General features: G+C 55.3%; 21 protein-coding genes. 9 read left to right on the top strand and 12 right to left on the bottom strand.

Annotated features, from left to right (window positions below):
- Positions 1-3 precede the first annotated feature (3 nt).
- From fliL to fliF, 7 genes are all read right to left on the bottom strand, one after another.
- Complete coding sequence (gene fliL, locus MUU46_RS15290; RefSeq protein WP_258965942.1) at positions 4-456, bottom strand: flagellar basal body-associated protein FliL; 453 nt, start codon at positions 454-456, stop codon at positions 4-6.
- Positions 457-561: 105 nt separating this feature from the next.
- The gene (locus MUU46_RS15285; protein ID WP_258965941.1) at positions 562-1,785 is read right to left on the bottom strand and encodes a flagellar hook-length control protein FliK; all 1,224 of its coding nucleotides are present in this window, start codon (positions 1,783-1,785) and stop codon (positions 562-564) included.
- Entirely contained in the window at positions 1,782-2,225 is a 444-nt protein-coding gene (fliJ, locus tag MUU46_RS15280) for a flagellar export protein FliJ (RefSeq protein WP_258965940.1), read from the bottom strand. Before fliJ ends, MUU46_RS15285 begins: the two co-directional genes overlap by 4 nt.
- A gap of 18 nt (positions 2,226-2,243) precedes the next feature.
- Positions 2,244-3,614 (bottom strand): flagellar protein export ATPase FliI, encoded by a 1,371-nt coding sequence (gene fliI / locus MUU46_RS15275; RefSeq protein ID WP_159753333.1) that lies wholly within the window; start codon positions 3,612-3,614, stop codon positions 2,244-2,246.
- On the bottom strand, positions 3,614-4,312 hold the full coding sequence (fliH, locus tag MUU46_RS15270) for a flagellar assembly protein FliH (RefSeq protein WP_258965939.1): 699 nt from the start codon (positions 4,310-4,312) through the stop codon (positions 3,614-3,616). Before fliH ends, fliI begins: the two co-directional genes overlap by 1 nt.
- On the bottom strand, positions 4,305-5,306 hold the full coding sequence (fliG, locus tag MUU46_RS15265; protein ID WP_258965938.1) for a flagellar motor switch protein FliG: 1,002 nt from the start codon (positions 5,304-5,306) through the stop codon (positions 4,305-4,307). The genes fliH and fliG overlap by 8 nt, the downstream gene beginning before the upstream one ends.
- A complete protein-coding gene (fliF, locus tag MUU46_RS15260) occupies positions 5,299-6,978 on the bottom strand; it encodes a flagellar basal-body MS-ring/collar protein FliF (RefSeq protein WP_258965937.1) in 1,680 nt (559 codons plus the stop codon). The genes fliG and fliF overlap by 8 nt, the downstream gene beginning before the upstream one ends.
- A 214-nt stretch (positions 6,979-7,192) precedes the next feature.
- Between fliF and fliE the strand changes: the two genes are divergently transcribed.
- On the top strand, positions 7,193-7,504 hold the full coding sequence (gene fliE, locus MUU46_RS15255; RefSeq protein ID WP_159753340.1) for a flagellar hook-basal body complex protein FliE: 312 nt from the start codon (positions 7,193-7,195) through the stop codon (positions 7,502-7,504).
- A 68-nt stretch (positions 7,505-7,572) separates the two neighbouring features.
- Here the strand turns inward: fliE and MUU46_RS15250 are convergent, their stop codons facing one another.
- Positions 7,573-8,286 (bottom strand): hypothetical protein, encoded by a 714-nt coding sequence (locus MUU46_RS15250; protein ID WP_258965936.1) that lies wholly within the window; start codon positions 8,284-8,286, stop codon positions 7,573-7,575.
- A 387-nt stretch (positions 8,287-8,673) separates the two neighbouring features.
- Here MUU46_RS15250 and yedD point away from each other — a divergent pair, with 387 nt between their 5' ends.
- Positions 8,674-9,087, top strand: a complete 414-nt coding sequence (gene yedD / locus MUU46_RS15245) for a lipoprotein YedD (protein WP_258965935.1) — start codon at positions 8,674-8,676, stop codon at positions 9,085-9,087.
- 60 nt (positions 9,088-9,147) lie between these two features.
- On the opposite strand, the gene amyA is transcribed toward yedD, so the two are convergent.
- From amyA to fliD, 4 genes are all read right to left on the bottom strand, one after another.
- Positions 9,148-10,635 carry an alpha-amylase gene (gene amyA, locus MUU46_RS15240; protein ID WP_258965934.1) on the bottom strand — a complete coding sequence of 496 codons (1,488 nt, stop codon included), beginning with the start codon at positions 10,633-10,635 and terminating at the stop codon, positions 9,148-9,150.
- A gap of 81 nt (positions 10,636-10,716) precedes the next feature.
- The gene (gene fliT / locus MUU46_RS15235; protein ID WP_110509627.1) at positions 10,717-11,094 is read right to left on the bottom strand and encodes a flagella biosynthesis regulatory protein FliT; all 378 of its coding nucleotides are present in this window, start codon (positions 11,092-11,094) and stop codon (positions 10,717-10,719) included.
- Entirely contained in the window at positions 11,094-11,504 is a 411-nt protein-coding gene (gene fliS / locus MUU46_RS15230) for a flagellar export chaperone FliS (protein ID WP_258965933.1), read from the bottom strand. The genes fliT and fliS overlap by 1 nt, the downstream gene beginning before the upstream one ends.
- 22 nt (positions 11,505-11,526) lie before the next feature.
- The gene (fliD, locus tag MUU46_RS15225; RefSeq protein ID WP_258965932.1) at positions 11,527-12,933 is read right to left on the bottom strand and encodes a flagellar filament capping protein FliD; all 1,407 of its coding nucleotides are present in this window, start codon (positions 12,931-12,933) and stop codon (positions 11,527-11,529) included.
- 278 nt (positions 12,934-13,211) lie between these two features.
- On the opposite strand from fliD, the gene MUU46_RS15220 reads away from it, so the two are divergent.
- The 7 genes from MUU46_RS15220 to tcyN all read left to right on the top strand — a co-directional run bounded on the left by MUU46_RS15220 (position 13,212) and on the right by tcyN (position 19,391).
- A complete protein-coding gene (locus tag MUU46_RS15220; RefSeq protein WP_258965931.1) occupies positions 13,212-14,504 on the top strand; it encodes a FliC/FljB family flagellin in 1,293 nt (430 codons plus the stop codon).
- A 162-nt stretch (positions 14,505-14,666) separates the two neighbouring features.
- Positions 14,667-15,398 (top strand): RNA polymerase sigma factor FliA, encoded by a 732-nt coding sequence (locus MUU46_RS15215; protein ID WP_159753359.1) that lies wholly within the window; start codon positions 14,667-14,669, stop codon positions 15,396-15,398.
- A gap of 52 nt (positions 15,399-15,450) precedes the next feature.
- Positions 15,451-15,999, top strand: coding sequence for a flagella biosynthesis regulatory protein FliZ (gene fliZ / locus MUU46_RS15210; RefSeq protein ID WP_159753361.1), 549 nt, complete (start codon positions 15,451-15,453; stop codon positions 15,997-15,999).
- Between the two features lie 84 nt (positions 16,000-16,083).
- Complete coding sequence (gene tcyJ / locus MUU46_RS15205; protein ID WP_159753363.1) at positions 16,084-16,884, top strand: cystine ABC transporter substrate-binding protein; 801 nt, start codon at positions 16,084-16,086, stop codon at positions 16,882-16,884.
- Between the two features lie 90 nt (positions 16,885-16,974).
- Positions 16,975-17,961, top strand: coding sequence for a D-cysteine desulfhydrase (gene dcyD, locus MUU46_RS15200; RefSeq protein ID WP_258965930.1), 987 nt, complete (start codon positions 16,975-16,977; stop codon positions 17,959-17,961).
- A gap of 12 nt (positions 17,962-17,973) precedes the next feature.
- Positions 17,974-18,642, top strand: a complete 669-nt coding sequence (gene tcyL, locus MUU46_RS15195) for a cystine ABC transporter permease (RefSeq protein WP_110509634.1) — start codon at positions 17,974-17,976, stop codon at positions 18,640-18,642.
- Complete coding sequence (tcyN, locus tag MUU46_RS15190) at positions 18,639-19,391, top strand: L-cystine ABC transporter ATP-binding protein TcyN (protein WP_159753367.1); 753 nt, start codon at positions 18,639-18,641, stop codon at positions 19,389-19,391. The genes tcyL and tcyN overlap by 4 nt, the downstream gene beginning before the upstream one ends.
- Positions 19,392-19,596 lie beyond the last annotated feature (205 nt).

The following is a 19,596-nucleotide window of genomic DNA, read 5'->3' as shown; positions in this document are numbered from 1 at the left end:
GGATTACCGCAGTATGAAAGCTGTATACAGCACGTCAGTCACTTCCTGCTTCGGTTGGCCCGCCACCAGAGGTGGTGCAAGTGTCTGTTTGATGGCGTCCACCAGGTCTTGTTTCCCGGTATCCGTCGCCAGTTTGTTTGCGTCCTGACGGGAGAACAGCAGCAGTAAACGGCTGCGCACTTCCGGCAGGTATTCGTTCAGTCGCGAACGGGTCGCTTCATCTTTCAGACGCAGCGTAATGCCAACGTAAAGCACACGATCGGCGTCGCCCAGGTTCACCGTAAAGGTATCCAGCGCCCAGAACACCGGCGCCTCTTTCTTCGCATCAGCGGAAGGCTGCTGCTGCATACGCCAGTAGCTATAGCCTGCGGTTGCGCAGGCTGCGAGCGTTACCAGCACCAGCAGCGGGATCCAGATTGAGCGCTTACTTTTTTTTGTTACCGCGGTGTCTGTCATCGGTTACGTCTTTCCTGTATTCGGTACTGCTTATCAGGTGATTATCCCGACTTAAGTCCAGCTCAAAGGGTGGAAAAGACGGGAATAATCGTGCTACCTCTGGCGTTAGGCGAACGTGTCGACGCTACCGTTACCCCGGGCCTGCGCTTGCAGGCTCACTGGAACGCTCAGGGTCTCTTCTTCATCGGCAGCAAATGCCCGACCTTCAGCAGAACGTTGCGAAGAAGACTGACCGAAAGAGGATTGCTGCTGTTGTTGTCCGGCAAAACTTTCGCCGCTGACGTTGCTCTGCGACAGCTGAATGCCGTTATCCGCCAACTGCGTGCGCAGCGTTGGAATAGCCGCTTCGAGCGCGGCACGCACGTGACTGTGCGGTGACATCATCTGAATTTGCGCCTGGTTATCGTCAATCTTGAGGGTGATATTCACCTGGCCTAAGTTTTCCGGATGCAGCTTAAGCTCGGCGGTTTGCTGGCCCTGGCGGGTAAACAGTGTGATCTGCTGGCTGATGTTCTGCTGCCACTCCGGCGTACCGAGTTGAGAGTTGACGGTCACCACCGGATGTGTATTTACCGTGGCGGTGGCGTTGCTGATAACCGGAGCAATGTTTACCGTCGGCGCGGCGGCTGAGAGTGAACTGTCAGTATCGGCTTTCATTGCGGCAGCGGCCACCAGCGGGGTGGTCTGGCTGCCGGAGGCATCGTCAGTCTGAACGGCTTGCAGGCCATGCGCCGCCGGAGGGAACGTAAATGCTTTCCCCGTGGAATGCCCGGTATTGCCGGTGTCGACGCTGGTTGCCGCAGACGCTAATTCTGCAATGCCTTTCGCAGAAGATCCGGACGTGGCAGTCACGCCAGCCGTCTGGGTTGCGGGCAGTGCCGAGGCGGTGGTCGCGGTGTGTGGCAGCATCGCCATCAGCGCGTTCAAACCGGCCATCTCTTCATCACTCAACGACGGTTTGTCGTCGATCTTTTGCAAATCTTTGGTCAGCTGCTTTACCACGTCGCTTTTGACTTCTGGCGTCAGGGCGCTCAACACCGACTGCGCATCGGTCAGTGTCGTGACGTGCACCTTCTTCGCGTCGTCGTCAGTCTGCTGCGCCAGCAGTTTACTGAGCGTGGTTTTGGCCTCGCCCTGAGGCAGTTTCTGACTCGCTTCCTGGAGGTCGGCCAGTGTCAGCTTGCCGTCTTTACCCGTCTTACCGGACATCGCGCCGGAGAGCAGGGCAAAAAAGTCCTCAGCGCTGTCAGCGGTACCGGTGGCCGCGCTACTTTGTCCAGAAGGGGAGATGTCGGTATCACTGACGATAAGTTTCGGCAGAGTAATCATTCGGATTTCCTTAAGGTGGCACGCTGGGCGAACTCATCCATTTTTTTCTGGTCCAGACGGTTTTCCGCCAGCAGCGTCGCGGCGGCCTGTCTGTCCTGTAGCGTCTGCCATGCCTGCAAACGCTGCTTTTTCTCACGCCAGGCGCTCAACGCCTGATCGACTTTACGGTTCCACTGCAACAGCTGCTGACGGTGCTGGTCGATTGCCTTTTCCAGGGTCTGAATAAACTGCTGATAGTTCTGCCAGCGCAGGCTGGCCATGCCCTGAGACATGTTGTCGTTCAGGTTATTCTGGTACTCAAGCTGGTAATCCATCAGCATCTTCAGCTGCTCTTCCGCCTGATGGCAGCCGCGTCGCATCTCGCCCAACTGCAGGGCGGCGTTGTCGACGTCTTTTTCGGCCAGTTCTTTCAGCGTGGTTAATGCGCCATGTTCCGCCATGATGATTTACTCCTGCTCTCAGGCTACCGGGAAGATAATCTCAAGTGCCTGAAGTGACTCTTCCCAGTCCGCTTTTTCGAAAATACCCTGTTGCAGAAAACCCTCCAGCTGCGGCCACAGTGCGATCGCCTTGTCGAGCATCGGATCGCTGCCTTTGGCATACGCCCCGACGCTCACCAGGTCGCGGTTGCGCTGGAAGCTGGAAAGCAGTTGTTTGAAGTTTCTCACCCGGGCGTAGTGTTTCTCGGTGATCAGAGAGGTCATGGCGCGGCTGATAGAGGCTTCGATGTCGATGGCCGGATAGTGGCCCGCTTCCGCCAGACGGCGGGACAACACGATGTGGCCGTCAAGGATCGCGCGCGCGGAGTCAGCGATCGGATCCTGCTGATCGTCGCCCTCTGTGAGCACGGTATAAAAAGCAGTGACCGAGCCGCCACCGCTGATGCCGTTCCCGGCGCGTTCAACCAGCGCGGGCAGTTTGGCAAATACCGAAGGTGGGTAGCCTTTGGTCGCGGGCGGTTCGCCGATAGCTAGCGCGATTTCACGCTGGGCCATGGCGTAACGGGTCAGGGAGTCCATGATCAGCAACACATGCTGACCACGGTCACGGAAATCTTCAGCAATGCGCGTGGCGTAGGCTGCACCCTGCATACGCAGCAGTGGCGAGACATCCGCGGGGGCGGCGATCACCACCGAGCGTGCGCGTCCGTCGGCTCCGAGAATGTTCTCGATAAAATCTTTGACTTCGCGACCACGCTCGCCAATCAGGCCCACCACAATTACATCGGCCTGGGTGTAGCGCGCCATCATGCCGAGCAGCACGCTTTTACCGACCCCGGAACCGGCGAACAGGCCCATACGCTGGCCGCGTCCGACGGTGAGCAGGGCATTAATCGGCCGTACGCCGGTGTCGAGCACGTGTTCAATGGCGGTACGCTGCAACGGGTTAAACGGCTGGGTGATGAGCGCGCCGGTTTCGGTGGTGTCCGGGGCGGGCAGGCCGTCGAGCGGTTTACCTGCTCCGTCGAGTACGCGCCCGAGCAGTGCCGGGCCGAGCGGTAACTGTTTCCCGCTTTGCAGACCGTCGCCGGAGGCGTTACGCGCATACACGCGGGCGCCGGGCAAAATGCCTTCCACCTCTTCGAGCGGCATCAAAAACAGGCGCTGACCGTTGAAGCCCACGACTTCGCTTTCCACTTCGTGAGTTTCTTTTCCGTTTTGACGTTCAATAATGCAGGTCGCGCCGAGCGGCAATTGCAGCCCGGTGGCTTCCAGCACCAGCCCGGTGGCGCGGGTCAAACGACCGTAGCGACGCACCGACGGCAGTTGCGTCATTTTGGTCTCGAAATTATCGAGCATGTTGAGCCAACGGGTCAGGCGAGCGGTCATTACACCACTCCCGGAGCGGCCAGGCGGCACAGCTCCTGCCAGCGGGTGGCGACGCTGGCATCAAGGTCACCCTCATCGGCGGAGATTTTACAGCCACCGTGGTGCAGCGACGGGTCACCGCGCAGCCGCCAGCCGTGCAGGCTCAGCGTCGCGCCGACCATATCTTCCACGCGCTGCAAATCGTCAGGGTGTACGCGCAACTGCGGTTTGCCACTGAACAACGGTTCCTGCTGCAATAAAGCCTGAATCTGTTTGATCAGCGCCGAGTTATCGACAATCGGCGCCTGGCCGATCACCTGCCGCGCAGCTTCCAGCGCCATTTGCATCAGACGCGAGGCGATCACGCTGTCCAGCGCATCCAGCGTGTGCTGGAACTCACTGACCAGCTGCTGCATCCGTGCGTGCAGCGGGATCTGCTGCTGCTGCGCTTGCGCCTGACCCTGTTCGAGGCCTTGCGCTAAGCCTTCCTGATAACCCTGTGACTGCCCGGCGGCGCGGCCTTCTGCCAGTCCGGCGTTATAGCCCTGTTCGTGGGCCTGCATCTGTATCTGCGCCAGCTGCTGTTGCAGCTTTTGCTCTTCGGAAATTGCATCGACTGGCTCCTCGATGCGGCTTTCACTGAACTCTGGCACAAACGCCTGCATCGGTGGAGCAAGGTCGTCAGGCTGCCAGATTTTCCATGGTGTGGAATCAGACATAGGTGTCGTCTCCGCTGCCAATCACCATCTCGCCAGTTTCCGCTAAACGACGCACAATAAGCAGAATCGCTTTCTGTTCGTTTTCGACCTGAGACAGACGAACCGGGCCGCGGTTGGCCAGATCGTCGCGCAGGATATCGGCGGCGCGCTGGGACATATTGCGCAGGAACTTCTCGCGCAGCGGCTGTTCGCCACCTTTGAGCGCGATGAGCAGGGATTCGGAATCCACTTCCTGCAACAGGCGCTGGATGCTGCGGTCGTCCACTTCGACCAGATTTTCGAACAGGAACATCTCGTCGATGATTTTCTGCGCCAGCTCGCCGTCGAATTCGCGTACGGCGGTAATGACCGCTTCTTCCTGCTGGGTTTTCATCAGGTTGATAATTTCTGCTGCGGTTCTCACGCCGCCCATCTTGCTGCGCTTGAGGTTCTGGCCGTCGAGCAGGTTGTTCAGCACTTCGGTCAGTTCCGCCAACGCCGCTGGCTGCACGCCGCCAAAGGTGGCGATACGCAGCATCACGTCGTGGCGCAAACGCTCGTCGAACAGCGCCAGAATATCCGCCGCCTGACCGCGTTTGAGGTGTACGAGGATGGTGGCGATGATCTGCGGATGCTCGTCGCGAATAAGGTCTGCGGCGCTTTGTGGCTCCATAAAGTTGAGTGTTTCGATACCACTGGTGGTTTCGCGGGTTTCGAGAATGTCTTCCAGCAGGCTGGCGGCACGCTCTTCGCCCAACGCTTTCACCAGTACCGAACGCAGGTATTCATTAGCATTGACGTTCAGTGCTGCATACTGCTCAGCTTCCTGCTCAAACTCTGCCAGCACGTCAGTCAGCTGCTTGTTCGAAATCTGACGCACGTTGGCCATCGCCGCACTGAGGGTTTGCACCTCGCGAGTATTGAGGTGCTTGAACACCTCCGCCGCGCGATCTTCGCCAATGGTCATCAGCAGGATGACGCTTTTATCGGTGCCTGAAAGGGTCGTGTTACTCATGGTCGTTGCTCATCCACTGGCGAATGACCAGCGCGACGACGCGCGGATCGTTGTCTGACATTTCGCGAATACGCTGGCTCATCACTTCTGCGCTCAGGCGCTGGTTGACGCGGCGACTCTGCTGTTGTTCATCTTTGCTGAGGCGAACTTCCACCGCATCGGCAGTTTCGCGCTCCATTTTCGCTTCTTCCTGGGCGGCTTTAGCGATTTCCTCGCGACGCACCAGCTGCGGACGCACGGCTTTGCGCCACAGGATCCACGCCACCAGGGCGATCAATACCCAGCGTCCGGCGGACAGTATCTGGTCGATGAACGACTGCTGTTGCCAGAACGGCAGTTCGCCACCGCTTTCGTCGCCTGCGGTAAATGGGGAGTTGACCACGTTCAGGGTGTCGCCACGGGTCGTGGAGTAGCCCATCGCTTCGCGGGTCAAATCTTCAATTTGCTTCATCTGATCGGCGGTCAGCGGCAGCGGCTTGCCATCCGGCAGATTTTTGTAGTTCACCACTACCGCCACCGACAGACGCTGGATATCGCCGACGTTCATTTTGGTGTGGCGAATCGTCCGGTCGACTTCGTAGTTGGTGGTTTCGTTACGCGAAGTGTTGCGCGGCCCGCTCTGGTTATTCGTGCTGGTATTACGCTGCTGACCTTGCGCACCCGCCTGCTGGTTCGCTGGTGGCGTCGAGATAGGGGCATTCGGCGCTGGAGCAGGGGAGTTGGACAATGCACCCGGCACGCCGCCTGGGTTCTGGCCGCCAATCTGCTCGTTCTCATTCACTTGACGCGAGCGCATTACCGCCTGGCTGGCATCGCCGTTCGGGCTGTATTGCTCTTCGGTCTGCTCTTTATTGTCGAAGTTGATCTGCGCGGTGACCTGCGCGTGGATATTTCCGTTGCCGACAATCGGCGACAGAATGGATTCAATGCGGCGCTGCACGCGGGCTTCAACATCAGAGGCATATTTCAGCTGAGTGTCATTCAGGTCGCGATCGCCGGTATTGGACTGGGTCAACAGATGACCGCCCTGATCGACCAGCGTCACGTTACCCGGCGGCAGGCCTGCTACGGCGCTGGACACCAAATGTACCACCGCAGCAATCTGGCCTTCATCAAGCGCACGGCCCGGTTCGAGGTTCAGCGTGACGGAAGCGGAGGGAAGTTTCTGCTCACGCACAAATAATGAAGGCTTCGGCATGGCCAGATGCACGCGGGCGCTTTTCACTGGGCCGAGGGTTTCGATGGTACGCGCGAGTTCACCTTCCAGCGCACGTTGATAGTTCACCTGCTCGCTGAACTGGCTGATACCAAATTTTTCCTGATCCAGCAGCTCAAACCCAACTGCACCGCCTTTCGGCAGGCCTTGCTGGGCCAGACGCAGACGCAGCTCATGCACTTTATCGGCAGGCACTTCAATGGCGCCGCCGCTATCAGCAAAGCGATACGGGACGTTCATTTGCTGAAGCTGAGTGACGATGGCACCGCCGTCCTGATCGGTCAGGTTACTGAACAGCGTGCGATAGTCAGGCGCTTTCGCCCACAGCACCAGCGCGACAACGATCGCGACGGCGGCTGCGCTGGCAACCATTAATGGGATTTTCGGGTTAGCGCGCAGGCGAGCGACCCACTCAGGCATCTTGGTTGGTGTCGTGGTCGTGGCTGTCGCGCTCATTGCGCACCTCGTGAATCCAGGTCGATGGCGTTAAACGTGTACAAAAGCAAGGCTGACTCCCGGTCGGCAAAGGCAAAATGGGTGCTATGCCATTATTTGCCGTTCCAGAATTTTCTATGGGTCAAATAGTCGGGTTTTTTAACGTTAATTAGCGCCTTTATCTCATTGACAAACTGATAATCTCACTGCCCATAACATCGACCAGGGGATTAACATGGCCATTACAGGTATCGAAGGGGTATTGACGCAGATGCAGGCCGCGGCCAGCGTCGCGCGCAATCAGCAGGTGGAAGAACAGCCGTCTATCAGCTTTGCGGGCCAGCTCAATGCCGCCCTCGACCGCATCAGCGATACGCAAAACAGCGCCAAAGCGCAGGCAGAGAAATTTGCCTTAGGTGAGCCGGGTATTGCGCTGAATGATGTGATGACCGACCTGCAAAAATCATCCGTCTCCCTGCAGATGGGCATTCAGGTGCGTAACAAGTTGGTGGCGGCGTACCAGGAAATGATGGGCATGCAGGTGTAGCGGTGAAAATGGCCTCATGATGGTCAGCCGTGGGCGGTAAAAAAAGGGGCGTTAGCCCCTTTCAGTGTTTAATAATGGAACCCGCCGCCTGAAAGGCCACCACCAATATGCGAGTTACCGCCTAAGCCGTGTGCGCTATGGGTGCCCGCTGCGTTATTCGCACCATTCCCGGTGCCATGCTCTCCACCACTATCGTGAGCAGAATGAGCATGACCGTTTTTCGGTGTGGTGGAAAAGGCACTTTTAAATGCCACGGTGACCTGTGTATTTGCAGGTAACGAGCCTGCAGTTACCACCCCGTGGGGAGTCAGCACGCGCGTGGATGGTGAAAGAGTATTGACCGCAACATTAATTGACGGTTGCGAAGGGTTAATGCCTGTCATTGACACAATATTAACGGGCTTGCCCGTAGGATCGTTTTTAATATATCCCGTCTGATTGTTTTTGGCGTCAAGATAGGTGCTACCGAAACCTGATTGACTATTCTTAGCATCAAGATAGGCGCTCCCATATCCGGAAACTGGCTGGTTTGTGGGCTGATTAACCCCGTTCTTCGCATCAATATAACTATTGCCCCAAGCCTTGTTAGCATCACTCTCCACTTGAGCCGCCGCATCAGTTGGCACAGAGCCGTAGCGGTCTGAGTGGTTCATGACTTCGGCATACTGGCCCATGTCACTCGTCCGCGGGTAATCACCTCCATTAATATTTTCAAAAGCGGCATTACAGGTACTGGAGAATAATATCGCCAGTACCGCCAGAGTTTTAACATCAACTATCATCAAATTTAACCTTTATATTATTTTTTAAAATGTGCTTATTTAAAGCGCGCCAATCATATGCTGCATTTATGGATTGACGCGAATTAATTTATTTAATGAATGAATGAATTAATGGCGATATTGATTTGGAACAAATTAGAGCAATCAGGAATGTGTCTGTTTTATTGTGCTGAATGCCTGGCAAATGATTTTTTCCCCGCAGAGTACACTTGTCTCGCCGTAAGCGACCATACTTCCCATTACGACCCGCTAACGCAGAGAAAAACCATGCCTGTCACCATCACGCAGTTTGTTTACTCGTAAGACTCACGCTTGCGCCGCAGTAAAGGCTGGAAGCGATAACGCTTTAATGACACAATATTTTTTTCACGGTTTTCAGGATAGGTGATGAAAAAGATTGCGATTATCGGCGCTCTGTTGGCGCTGAGCGGCTGTGCTCAGATTGACGACTACAATAATGTGGTCAAGGCGCCGGCCCCGGCGGGGCTGGCGGGTTACTGGCAGTCGGAAGGGCCGCAGAGTGCGATGATCAGCCCGGAAGCGATTGCCACGCTGATTATTACGCCGGAAGGGGATACGCTGGATTGCCGCCAGTGGCAGCGCGTTATCGCATTACCGGGCAAACTGATGCTGCGCAGCGATGACCTGTATAACGTCACCAACCGCAAAGACGTCTATTCGATTGACCGGGAAGGCGAGCGCATTGATTACGATCGCATGACCTTAAAACGCGTCGATCGCCCAACGCAGGAATGCGCGGATTACCTGCAAAAAAATCCGCTATTATCCCCGCTACCGTAATCTGTTTTACGTGTATACCCGGCTGGCATCGCGCCGCCGGGGTGAATTTGAGCTCACGCTTTAAAGCACGTCCTCCATTACCCACACGCTCACGCTACCGCCGTTACAGGTAAAGACGCCGTTGCCTTGCTCATCAGTTTCGACCACTTCTTCGCGATTATTGAGAAAATCTTTCCAGCGCTTGTTGCCGTAGTTGTCGCCGAGCGTCAGCGTTTTTTCGCCTTCGTCGCCGTTGGACATCACCACCACGCAGCCGGGTGCGTCCTCAGTCCCGCTGCGGCTGAAGGCGATGCAGTTCGGATGATCAAAATACAGCGTTTGCACGCCGTGGGCGAAGCGCTGGCGGGCGTCAATCAGCTCGTGTAGTTGCTCAATCACCGGCATGTCGATTTTATAGCTATTACCGTCGCCACCTGTGTCTTCGTAACTCGCCCCGAACAGGTCTGCGTAGAATACCGACGGCACGCCGTTTTCTCGCAGTAATATTAGTGCATAGGCCAGCGGTTTAAACCACGGTTCGACCGGGGCTTCCAGCGCCTGTAGTGGTTGGGTGTCGTGATTGGTGACCAGTGTAATGGCATGGAATGGATCGGCTTCTACCAGCGTGCCGGTGAAAATCTGACTCATGTCATAATCGCGGCCCAGGCGTGAGGCCTCGTGGAATTTCATCTGCAATGGCGCATCAAACAGCAGCGTCTGCCCATCGACCTGATTGATGTAATGCTGGAGCTTATCGACCTCGTGGGACCAGTATTCCGCCACAATGAACAGCGGCTTTGGCGCCACTTCCTGCACGTGCTCAATCCACTCTTTGTAGAACCACGCCGGAATATGTTTCACCGCATCCAGACGGAAACCGTCGCATTGAGTTTGTTCCATCACCCAGCGCGCCCAGTATTTGAGTTCCTCGGTGACTGCATGATTACGGAAATCAATATTCTCGCCCATCAGGTAGTCGAAGTTGCCCATTTCGTTGTCGACCTGATCGTTCCAGCCCTCGCCACTGTAATCATTGACGATTTTAAAGACGCCGTTTTCATCCGGATTTTCGATGTGGTCGATGCCGCTGAAGCATTTGTAATCCCAGACGAACTGCGAATATTTCCCCGCGCGGACCGGGAAAAAGTATTTGGTCCACGCGTCGCACTCGATCACTTCATCATCAATTTGCGTGCGGTCCTGATCGTTTACGCGCTGGACCTGAATGCGTTCTTTTTCGTCGGCGCCCATTTTATGGTTTACCACCACGTCGAGCAGCACCGCAATATCGTTCTTTTTCAGCGCATCGATGGCTGCCAACAGCTGAGTCTTATCGCCGTATTTGGTGGCGACCGATCCTTTTTGATCAAATTCGCCGAGGTCGAAAAGATCGTAGCTGTCATAGCCGACTGAATATCCACCCGACGCGCCTTTATACGCCGGGGGGAGCCAAATCATGTTCACGCCAATTTCATTGAGATTGGGCGCAAGCGCTTCGACCTCTCGCCACAATTCACCGCCAGTGGGGTAATACCAGTGAAAACATTGCAACAGGGTAGGATTGCGCATACACAGACTCCGTGTGACAAGGAGACTCTAGTATGGAATACAAAGCGGAAAAACGCCTGGCGCGCAGTGCGCGCCAGCGAATCAGTTGGTTGGCGTGTCGCGGCTTTCCTGCGGCACCAGAACGTGACCGCCCTGTTTGCCGTAGGTGGTGAGGACCGATTTCTGAATGGTGGACTGACCAACCAGTTTTGCCAGCTCCTCCATTCGCGCCTGCAGCAGGCGTTTGACCTCGGTTTCGTTATCGAGGATAGCGCGCAGTACCGGACGCAGCTGATCCTGGATGACAGTCGACGGCTCCGTTTGTTGTGTGATTTCTGCCAGCTTTTGCACCGCACTGACATACTCCATTTCACAGGCAATCAGTTCGTCCCATTGTCCTTCTGTGGCGAATCGCAGCATGACGAGGCTTCGGTCAAGCAGCTGCTGGTACAGACTATAGAGTTGCGGTGCAGTGCTCATTAGACGGCGTCCTGAATCAGAGTGGGCGAGAGGGCAACTTCTTTCCAGGCATCAGCGATATCGCGCAGTAGGGCCTCCACCTCTTCAACGGCAGACACCTCGTTACGCAGATTGGCCTGCAAGAGACGCCTGACCATATAGGCGTAAAGCGCAATCAGGTTTTGCGTAAGCTCATCGTCACTCTCTGCGTCCAGCCCGACTTTAAGGCCGTTTTCGATGATGTTGATGGCTTTCGAGAGGGAAAGGCCTTTCCCCTCAAGGTTGTTGTCTTGCATAAACAGGCGCGCGCGCACCAGTGCGCTGAGTGCACCATCAAACAGCAGAGTCACCAGCTGCTGCTGGCTCGCGCTCATTACCGCGCTTTCAACTCCGATTTTTGCGTAGGTCTGTGTGCCTTTTGCGCCGTACATGTTAGCTCCTGGGCATATTTAATTAGCTTTTGCTGCTGGACGTTGATTCGAACTGCTGCGTCAGATAGCTGCTGGTGGAGTTCAGCGAACTCATCATCACGTCCAGCTGGGTAAACTGGGCTTTGTAACGCGCCATCAGAGTGTCGATCCGGTCACTGGCGTCGTTGTATTGCGTCGTCAGGTTGTTCAGTGTCTTACTCACGCCATCGGTGGCGGCCTGAATAATCCCTGTCGTCGAGAGCCAGCTGGTCAGGTTGCTGCCCATCGTAGTGGTGATGCCAGTGGTTTTGCCGTCGCCGACAAACATGTCTTTGATGTCTGCGGAGTTGGTTTTCAGCGCACTTTCAAGCTTAGTGCTGTCAACGGTCAGTTTGCCGGTGCTTGGGTCAGAGGTGACGCCAATCTGCGCCAGGGTTTTATACGCTGAGCTGCCGGTGGAGCTGGAGAGCATGCTTTTCAGCTGGGTCTGAATGGTGCGCAGGGTGCTGTCGCCGAGTAGGGCGCCGTTGCTGGTGTCCTGGGCATCCGTTCCAGTATCAACCTTGGTGTATTTGGTCAGCGAGCTGAAGGTGTCCTGCAGCGCGTTATAGGCCGTGACCCACGCGTTAATCGCACTTTCAGATTTTGAGGTGTCTTTCGCAATCGTCAGCGTCTGGTTGCCGGTAGTGGTGTCGTTCAGATTCAGCGTGATGTCTTCCAGCGCATCGCTGATGGTGTTGCTGCTGTTCTCGATATCGACATTATTAACTTTAAGCTTGGCGTTTTGTGCCGTAACGGACTCTTCCATGCCGCCATTGCCGGACGCGTCGTAGCCCATAAAGCTTTGCAGGGCGCTGTCGCCGCTGACGCTGATTGTCATTGCGTTATCAGAGCCGGTATCGTTGGCGGTGATCGACAGGCGATATTGCCCGTTACCGACGTTGATGATACTGGCGCTGACGCCCGCATCGGCTTTGTTAATCGCATCGCGAATGCCGCTCAGGGAAGAGTTCGCTGCGCTGATATCAATCTTAACCGCGTCTTTGCCGCCGCCTTGCTGAATGGTGATGCTGCTGTCAGCGCTGGCAATCGCGGTTTTGCTGTCAGCCTGGGAGCCGGTGGTGGTCAGTGTTTGCGCCTGCGCCAGCTGTGACACGCTGATGGTGTATTTTCCGGCAATGGCGCTGCCGGTGGTGGTGGCGCTAAAGGCAGAAGAGCTACTGCTGGTGGTGGTTGAGGTAAATAAATCGGCGTTGTTCAGCGCAGTGTTGGCGGTCTGGAAAGAGACCAGCGCGCTTTTTAAGGTTCCGTATGCGCTCAGTTTTGCGGTATAGGACGACTGCTGAGTAGAGATAGGCGTCAACGTCGCTTTTTCAGCGGCTTCAAGGTTATCCAGAATGGTACTTAAATCGAGACCCGAACCTATTCCCAGCGTAGAAATACTTGCCATATTTATTCCTTAATCTTTTGACATGTAAAACGAATACCGGGGTTATCGGCGGGGTTGGTGCAAAGTTTACGGTTAATTTTCTTTTTTTAATGGCGGGAATAAAGGCAACAGGGAAGACTATTTCGGCGGCTAAAAAATAATTCCGCAGTCTGTGAAAAAAAGTGTGAAAAAAATCTAAAGGTTGGTGGGGGGACGACGATAACCACATTGACGGCGATTGAGCCGACGGGTGGAAACCCAAACCGTAACCACAGACGTGAAACACAGGAAACGAAATCATGGCACAAGTCATCAATACCAACAGCCTCTCGCTGATCACTCAGAACAACATCAACAAAAACCAGTCTGCTCTGTCGACTTCCATTGAGCGTCTGTCTTCTGGTCTGCGTATCAACAGCGCGAAAGACGATGCGGCGGGCCAGGCGATTGCTAACCGCTTCACCTCTAACATCAAGGGCCTGACTCAGGCAGCACGTAACGCCAACGACGGTATCTCTCTGGCGCAGACCGCTGAAGGCGCGCTGTCCGAAATCAACAACAACTTACAGCGTGTGCGTGAACTGACCGTTCAGGCAACCACCGGTACCAACTCTGATTCTGATCTTTCTTCAATCCAGGACGAAATCAAATCCCGTCTGGACGAAATTGACCGCGTATCCGGTCAGACTCAGTTCAACGGCGTGAACGTGCTGGCTAAAAACGGCGCCATGTCCATCCAGGTTGGCGCGAACGATGGCCAGACCATCGACATCGACCTGCAGCAGATCGACTCTTCTACTCTGGGTCTGAATGCTTTCTCCGTGTCTAAGCAGAGCCTGAGCGTTGGTGATTCTATTACCCAGATCGGCACTGGCGGCGCAACTGCTCCAGTTAAAGTTGACCTGGCGGCTGCAGCAGTTTCTCTAAAAGTTGATGCGAGCTCTCTGACCCTGCATAACGTCAATAATGCTGCGGGTGCGGCAACTGATAAGTATGTAGTTCAGTCTGGCAATGATTTCTATGCTGCAACAGTAGCGGCAAATGGCGCAGTTACGCTGAACACTGCTAAAGTGACTTATAATGATTCTACTAATGGCGTAACTGGTGCAGCGCAGAGTAACCAACTGGTTAAAGTTGGGGCTGACTCTACTGGTGCTCCGACTGCATTCGTTACGGTTCAGGGTAAAAACCTGGCAGCCAATGCTGCGCTCTTAGCGAATGGCGCAACAGCTAACACCGATGCGAAATCAGGTACAACAACTGATACACCATACGATTTGACAGCAACAACTGATGTGTTCGCAGGTGCATCTTCAGCTGATCCACTGGCTCTGCTGGACAAAGCTATCGCATCCGTTGATAAATTCCGTTCTTCCCTGGGTGCGGTGCAGAACCGTCTGGACTCTGCCATCACCAACCTGAACAACACCACCACCAACCTGTCTGAAGCGCAGTCCCGTATTCAGGACGCCGACTATGCGACCGAAGTGTCGAATATGTCTAAAGCGCAGATCATCCAGCAGGCGGGTAACTCCGTGTTAGCGAAAGCAAACCAGGTTCCACAGCAGGTTCTGTCTCTGCTGCAGGGCTAATCCTGATAATGCATCCAACCCCGCCTCGGCGGGGTTTTTTCGTTTTAGAGTTTTACTTAACTCGCCAAATAACCCCCCCTTTTAGCCACTATTCCGTCGATTAAAAACCCTCCAGAAACGGATAATCATGCCGATAACTCAACTATTGCAGGGCTGTTTATCGTGAATTCACTGTATACCGCTGAAGGTGTAATGGATAAACACTCGCTGTGGCAGCGTTATGTTCCTTTGGTGCGACACGAAGCATTGCGCCTTCAGGTGCGTCTGCCCGCGAGCGTGGAACTGGACGATCTGCTTCAGGCGGGCGGCATTGGGTTATTGAATGCCGTCGAACGTTACGATGCTCTGCAAGGCACGGCATTTACCACCTATGCAGTACAGCGCATACGTGGCGCGATGCTGGACGAATTGCGCAGCCGCGATTGGGTGCCGCGCAGCGTCCGCCGCAATGCCCGAGAAGTGGCGCAGGCGATGGGTCAACTGGAACAGGAGCTGGGACGTAACGCGACGGAAACAGAAGTCGCCCAACGTCTTGGCATTGCTGTTGAAGAGTATCGACAGATGCTGCTGGATACCAATAACAGCCAGATTTTCTCCTACGACGAGTGGCGGGAAGAGCACGGCGACAGTATCGAGCTGGTAACTGAAGAGAATCAACGGGAGAACCCGCTCCATCAACTGATGGAAGGCAACCTGCGTCAGCGCGTGATGGACGCGATTGAAGCGTTACCGGAACGTGAGCAGCTGGTGCTGACGCTCTACTACCAGGAAGAGCTCAATCTGAAAGAGATTGGGGCAGTGCTGGAGGTGGGAGAGTCGCGCGTCAGTCAGCTTCACAGTCAGGCCATCAAGCGTTTGCGAACAAAACTGGGTCGGTACCAGGAAGGCGGCTAAGCCGTCGCGCCTGGAGTAATGCCGCACATAGCATTGACTACCAGGAGTTATCATGACGGTGCAGCAGGTAAAAAGACGGCCTTTAAGCCGCTATCTTAAAGACTTTAAACACAGCCAGACGCATTGTGCCCACTGCCACAAAATGCTCGATCGCATTACGCTTGTGCGCAGCGGGGAAATCGTCAACAAAATCGCCATTTCCCGCCTCGATACCTTAATGGATGAAGCCGACTGGCTGCAGGAGCGCCGCGAGTGGGTCGCGCTGTGCCGCTTCTGCGGCGACCTGCACTGCAAAGAGCAGAGTGACTTCTTCGATATCCTCGGCTTTAAACAGTATCTGTTCGAACACACTGACATGAGCCCGGGCACTGTGCGCGAATATGTCGTGCGCCTGCGTCGGCTTGGCAATCATCTGTCGGCCCTGAAAATCGACCGTGAGCTGCTCGATGGCGAAGCGGACGAAAACCTCGCGCCGTGGCTTCCGCAGACCAGCACCAACAACTATCGCATTGCACTGCGAAAGTATTCGCAATTCAAAAACCTGCGGCCGGTGTTGGGCCAACAGAAGTTCGCGTATCAGGCAACCTCTGAGTTATATTAAATTTGAATGGCATATAACGGACGGGTATTAGCTGTTTTTCCCAAACGTCTTACACTGCAAAAAATTCGAATTTTCGGGGGAATGATGAAATTAGCATTTATGGGCCGTCAGGCTCTGATGGGAATGATGGCCGTGGCGCTGGTCGCCGGGGCAAGCGTGAAAACCTTCGCCGCGGAAAACCTGCTGAACCAGGTTAAAGAACGCGGCACGCTGCGCGTCGGTCTGGAAGGCACCTATCCTCCGTTCAGCTTCCAGGGCGATGACGGCAAACTGACCGGCTTTGAAGTGGAATTCGCGCAGGAGCTGGCGAAGCATCTGGGCGTGAAAGCGGACCTGAAACCGACCAAATGGGACGGAATGCTGGCCTCGCTGGATTCCAAACGTATCGACGTGGTTATTAACCAGGTCACCATTTCAGATGTGCGTAAGCAGAAATATGACTTCTCCACGCCGTATACCGTGTCCGGTGTTCAGGCGCTGGTGAAAAAAGGCAACGAAGGTGTTATCAAAACCGCGGCTGACCTGAAAGGCAAAAAAGTCGGCGTGGGTCTGGGCACCAACTATGAAGAGTGGCTGCGTCAGAACGTGCAGGGCGTGGACGTGCGTACCTATGATGACGATCCGACTAAATATCAGGATCTGCGTGTAGGCCGTATCGATGCGATTCTGGTTGACCGTCTGGCAGCGTTGGATCTGGTGAAGAAAACCAACAATACGCTGGCTGTCACTGGTGAAGCGTTCTCCCGTCAGGAGTCTGGTGTTGCGCTGCGTAAAGGCAACGAAGATATGCTGAAAGCTATCGATGCCGCGATTGCGGGTATGCAGAAAGACGGTAGCCTGAAAGCGCTGTCTGAAAAATGGTTCGGCGCTGACGTCACCAAATAACACAGCATCGCTTAAAAAAGGCGCTATTTAGCGCCTTTTTTTATTTTGCCCGCAACTGTGTGCATAATAAAAAGAAAATCAGGAGGTGCTATGTCACTGCAAAACCTTACTCGCTTCCCACGGCTGGAATTTATTGGTTCGCCGACGCCGCTGGAATACCTGCCGCGTCTGTCCGATTACCTGGGCCGCGAAATTCTTATTAAGCGCGATGACGTCACGCCGATGGCGATGGGTGGCAACAAGCTGCGCAAGCTTGAATTTCTCGCGGCAGATGCGCTGCGCGAAGGCGCAGACACGTTGATTACCGCCGGTGCGATTCAGTCTAACCACGTGCGCCAGACGGCGGCGGTGGCGGCGAAGCTTGGCCTGAACTGTATCGCGTTGCTGGAAAACCCGATTGGCACCAAAGCAGAAAACTATCTGACCAATGGCAATCGCCTACTGCTGGACTATTTCAACGTGCAGGTTGAGATGTGCGATGCGCTGACTGACCCGAATCGTCAGATGGAAGAGCTGGCGACCCGCGTTGAAGCGCAGGGCTTTCGTCCGTATGTGATCCCGGTCGGCGGCTCTAACGCGCTGGGTGCGCTGGGTTATGTCGAAAGCGCGCTGGAAATCGCGCAGCAGTGTGAAGGCGCAGTGTCGCTCTCCTCTGTTGTGGTCGCATCCGGCAGCGCAGGTACCCACGCGGGTCTGGCAGTCGGTTTAGAACAGCTGATGCCTGACGTGGAACTGATTGGCGTGACCGTTTCCCGAAGCGTTGCCGATCAGAAACCGAAAGTCGTCACGCTGCAACAGGCGGTGGCGGAAAGCCTGGAGCTGAAGGCCAACGCGGATATCACCCTCTGGGATGACTATTTCGCGCCGGGCTATGGCACGCCGAACGACGAAGGCATGGAAGCCGTGAAACTGCTCGCTCGCCTGGAAGGGATTTTGCTGGACCCGGTGTACACCGGCAAGGCGATGGCCGGACTCATTGACGGCATCAGCCAGAAACGCTTTAAGGATGAAGGCCCGATTCTGTTTGTGCACACCGGCGGCGCTCCGGCATTGTTTGCCTATCATCCACACGTATAAAAAGAAGCCATAATGCAAGAAAGTATCCAACTGGTTATCGACTCGCTGCCTTATTTGCTAAAAGGGGCGGTGTTCACGCTACAGCTGAGTATTGGCGGGATGTTCTTCGGCCTGGTGCTGGGTTTTATCCTGGCGCTGATGCGCATGTCTGCCATCGGGCCGGTGCGCTGGATTGCCCGTTTTTACACTTCGATTTTCCGCGGTACGCCGCTTATCGCCCAGCTGTTCATGATCTATTACGGTCTGCCGCAGTTTGGTATTGAGCTGGATCCGATTCCGGCAGCGATGATTGGCCTGTCGCTCAACACCGCGGCGTATACCTCTGAAACGCTGCGCGCGGCGATTTCCTCAATTGATAAAGGTCAGTGGGAAGCCGCGGCGAGTATCGGCATGACGCCATGGCAAACGCTACGTCGCGCGATCCTGCCGCAGGCTGCACGCGTGGCGCTGCCGCCGCTGTCGAACAGCTTCATTAGCCTGGTGAAAGACACCTCGCTGGCGGCCACCATTCAGGTGCCGGAACTGTTCCGTCAGGCGCAGCTCATCACCTCGCGCACGCTGGAAGTGTTCACCATGTACCTGGCCGCGTCGTTAATTTACTGGGTGATGGCGACCGTGCTGTCTGCGTTGCAGAACTACTTCGAAAACCAGCTGAACCGCCAGGAGCGTGACCCGAAATGAGTGCTATCGACGTTAAAAACCTGGTCAAGAAATTCCACGGTCAGACGGTGCTGCACGGGATCGATCTGGAAGTGAAAGAGGGCGAAGTGGTGGCGATTATCGGGCCGAGCGGCTCGGGAAAAACCACGCTGCTGCGCAGCATCAACCTGCTGGAAGAGCCGGAGAGCGGCACTATTCGGGTCGGGGACATCACCATCGACGCTGCGCGTCCTCTGAGTCAGCAAAAAGGGCTGATTCGCAGTTTACGTCAGCATGTCGGATTTGTGTTCCAGAGCTTCAATCTGTTTCCGCATCGCACAGTGATGGAGAACATCATTGAAGGGCCGGTTATCGTCAAAGGTGAAAGCAAAAGCGAAGCCACTACGCTGGCGCGTGAACTGCTGGCGAAAGTAGGGCTGTCGGGCAAAGAAACCAGCTACCCGCGTCGCTTATCCGGCGGGCAGCAGCAACGTGTGGCCATTGCCCGGGCGCTGGCCATGCGTCCGGACGTTATCCTGTTCGATGAACCGACTTCCGCACTGGATCCGGAACTGGTGGGCGAGGTGTTAAGCACCATTCGCCAGCTGGCCAAGGAGAAGCGCACAATGGTGATTGTGACTCACGAAATGAGCTTTGCGCGCGACGTCGCAGATCGCGCCATTTTCATGGATCAGGGCCGGATCGTGGAGCAGGGCGACGCCAAATCGCTGTTTGCTAATCCGCAGCAGCCGCGTACCCGCCAGTTCCTCGAAAAGTTCCTCATGCAGTAACTTCCTGTGGCCTGGTAATACAGGCCACGCATTTTTATGACTCAGACAGTTAACTTAAGTAAAACTTTCCTTTCAAAACGCCATCCTTTCCGCGTTGCATCGAAATATAACCTGCTCATCCCCCTGATTGTCCTGTGAAGGCAAGGTGTTTCAGATTATTTCCGCTTTCACGGATATTTTATATATATAAATAAGTTTTATGTGT

The sequence above is a fragment of the Scandinavium tedordense genome (genome assembly GCF_024764965.1).
Lineage (GTDB): Bacteria > Pseudomonadota > Gammaproteobacteria > Enterobacterales > Enterobacteriaceae > Scandinavium > Scandinavium tedordense.
The sequence above is the reverse complement of the archived record's forward strand: the minus strand, read 5'-3'. Positions and strand labels throughout refer to the sequence as shown.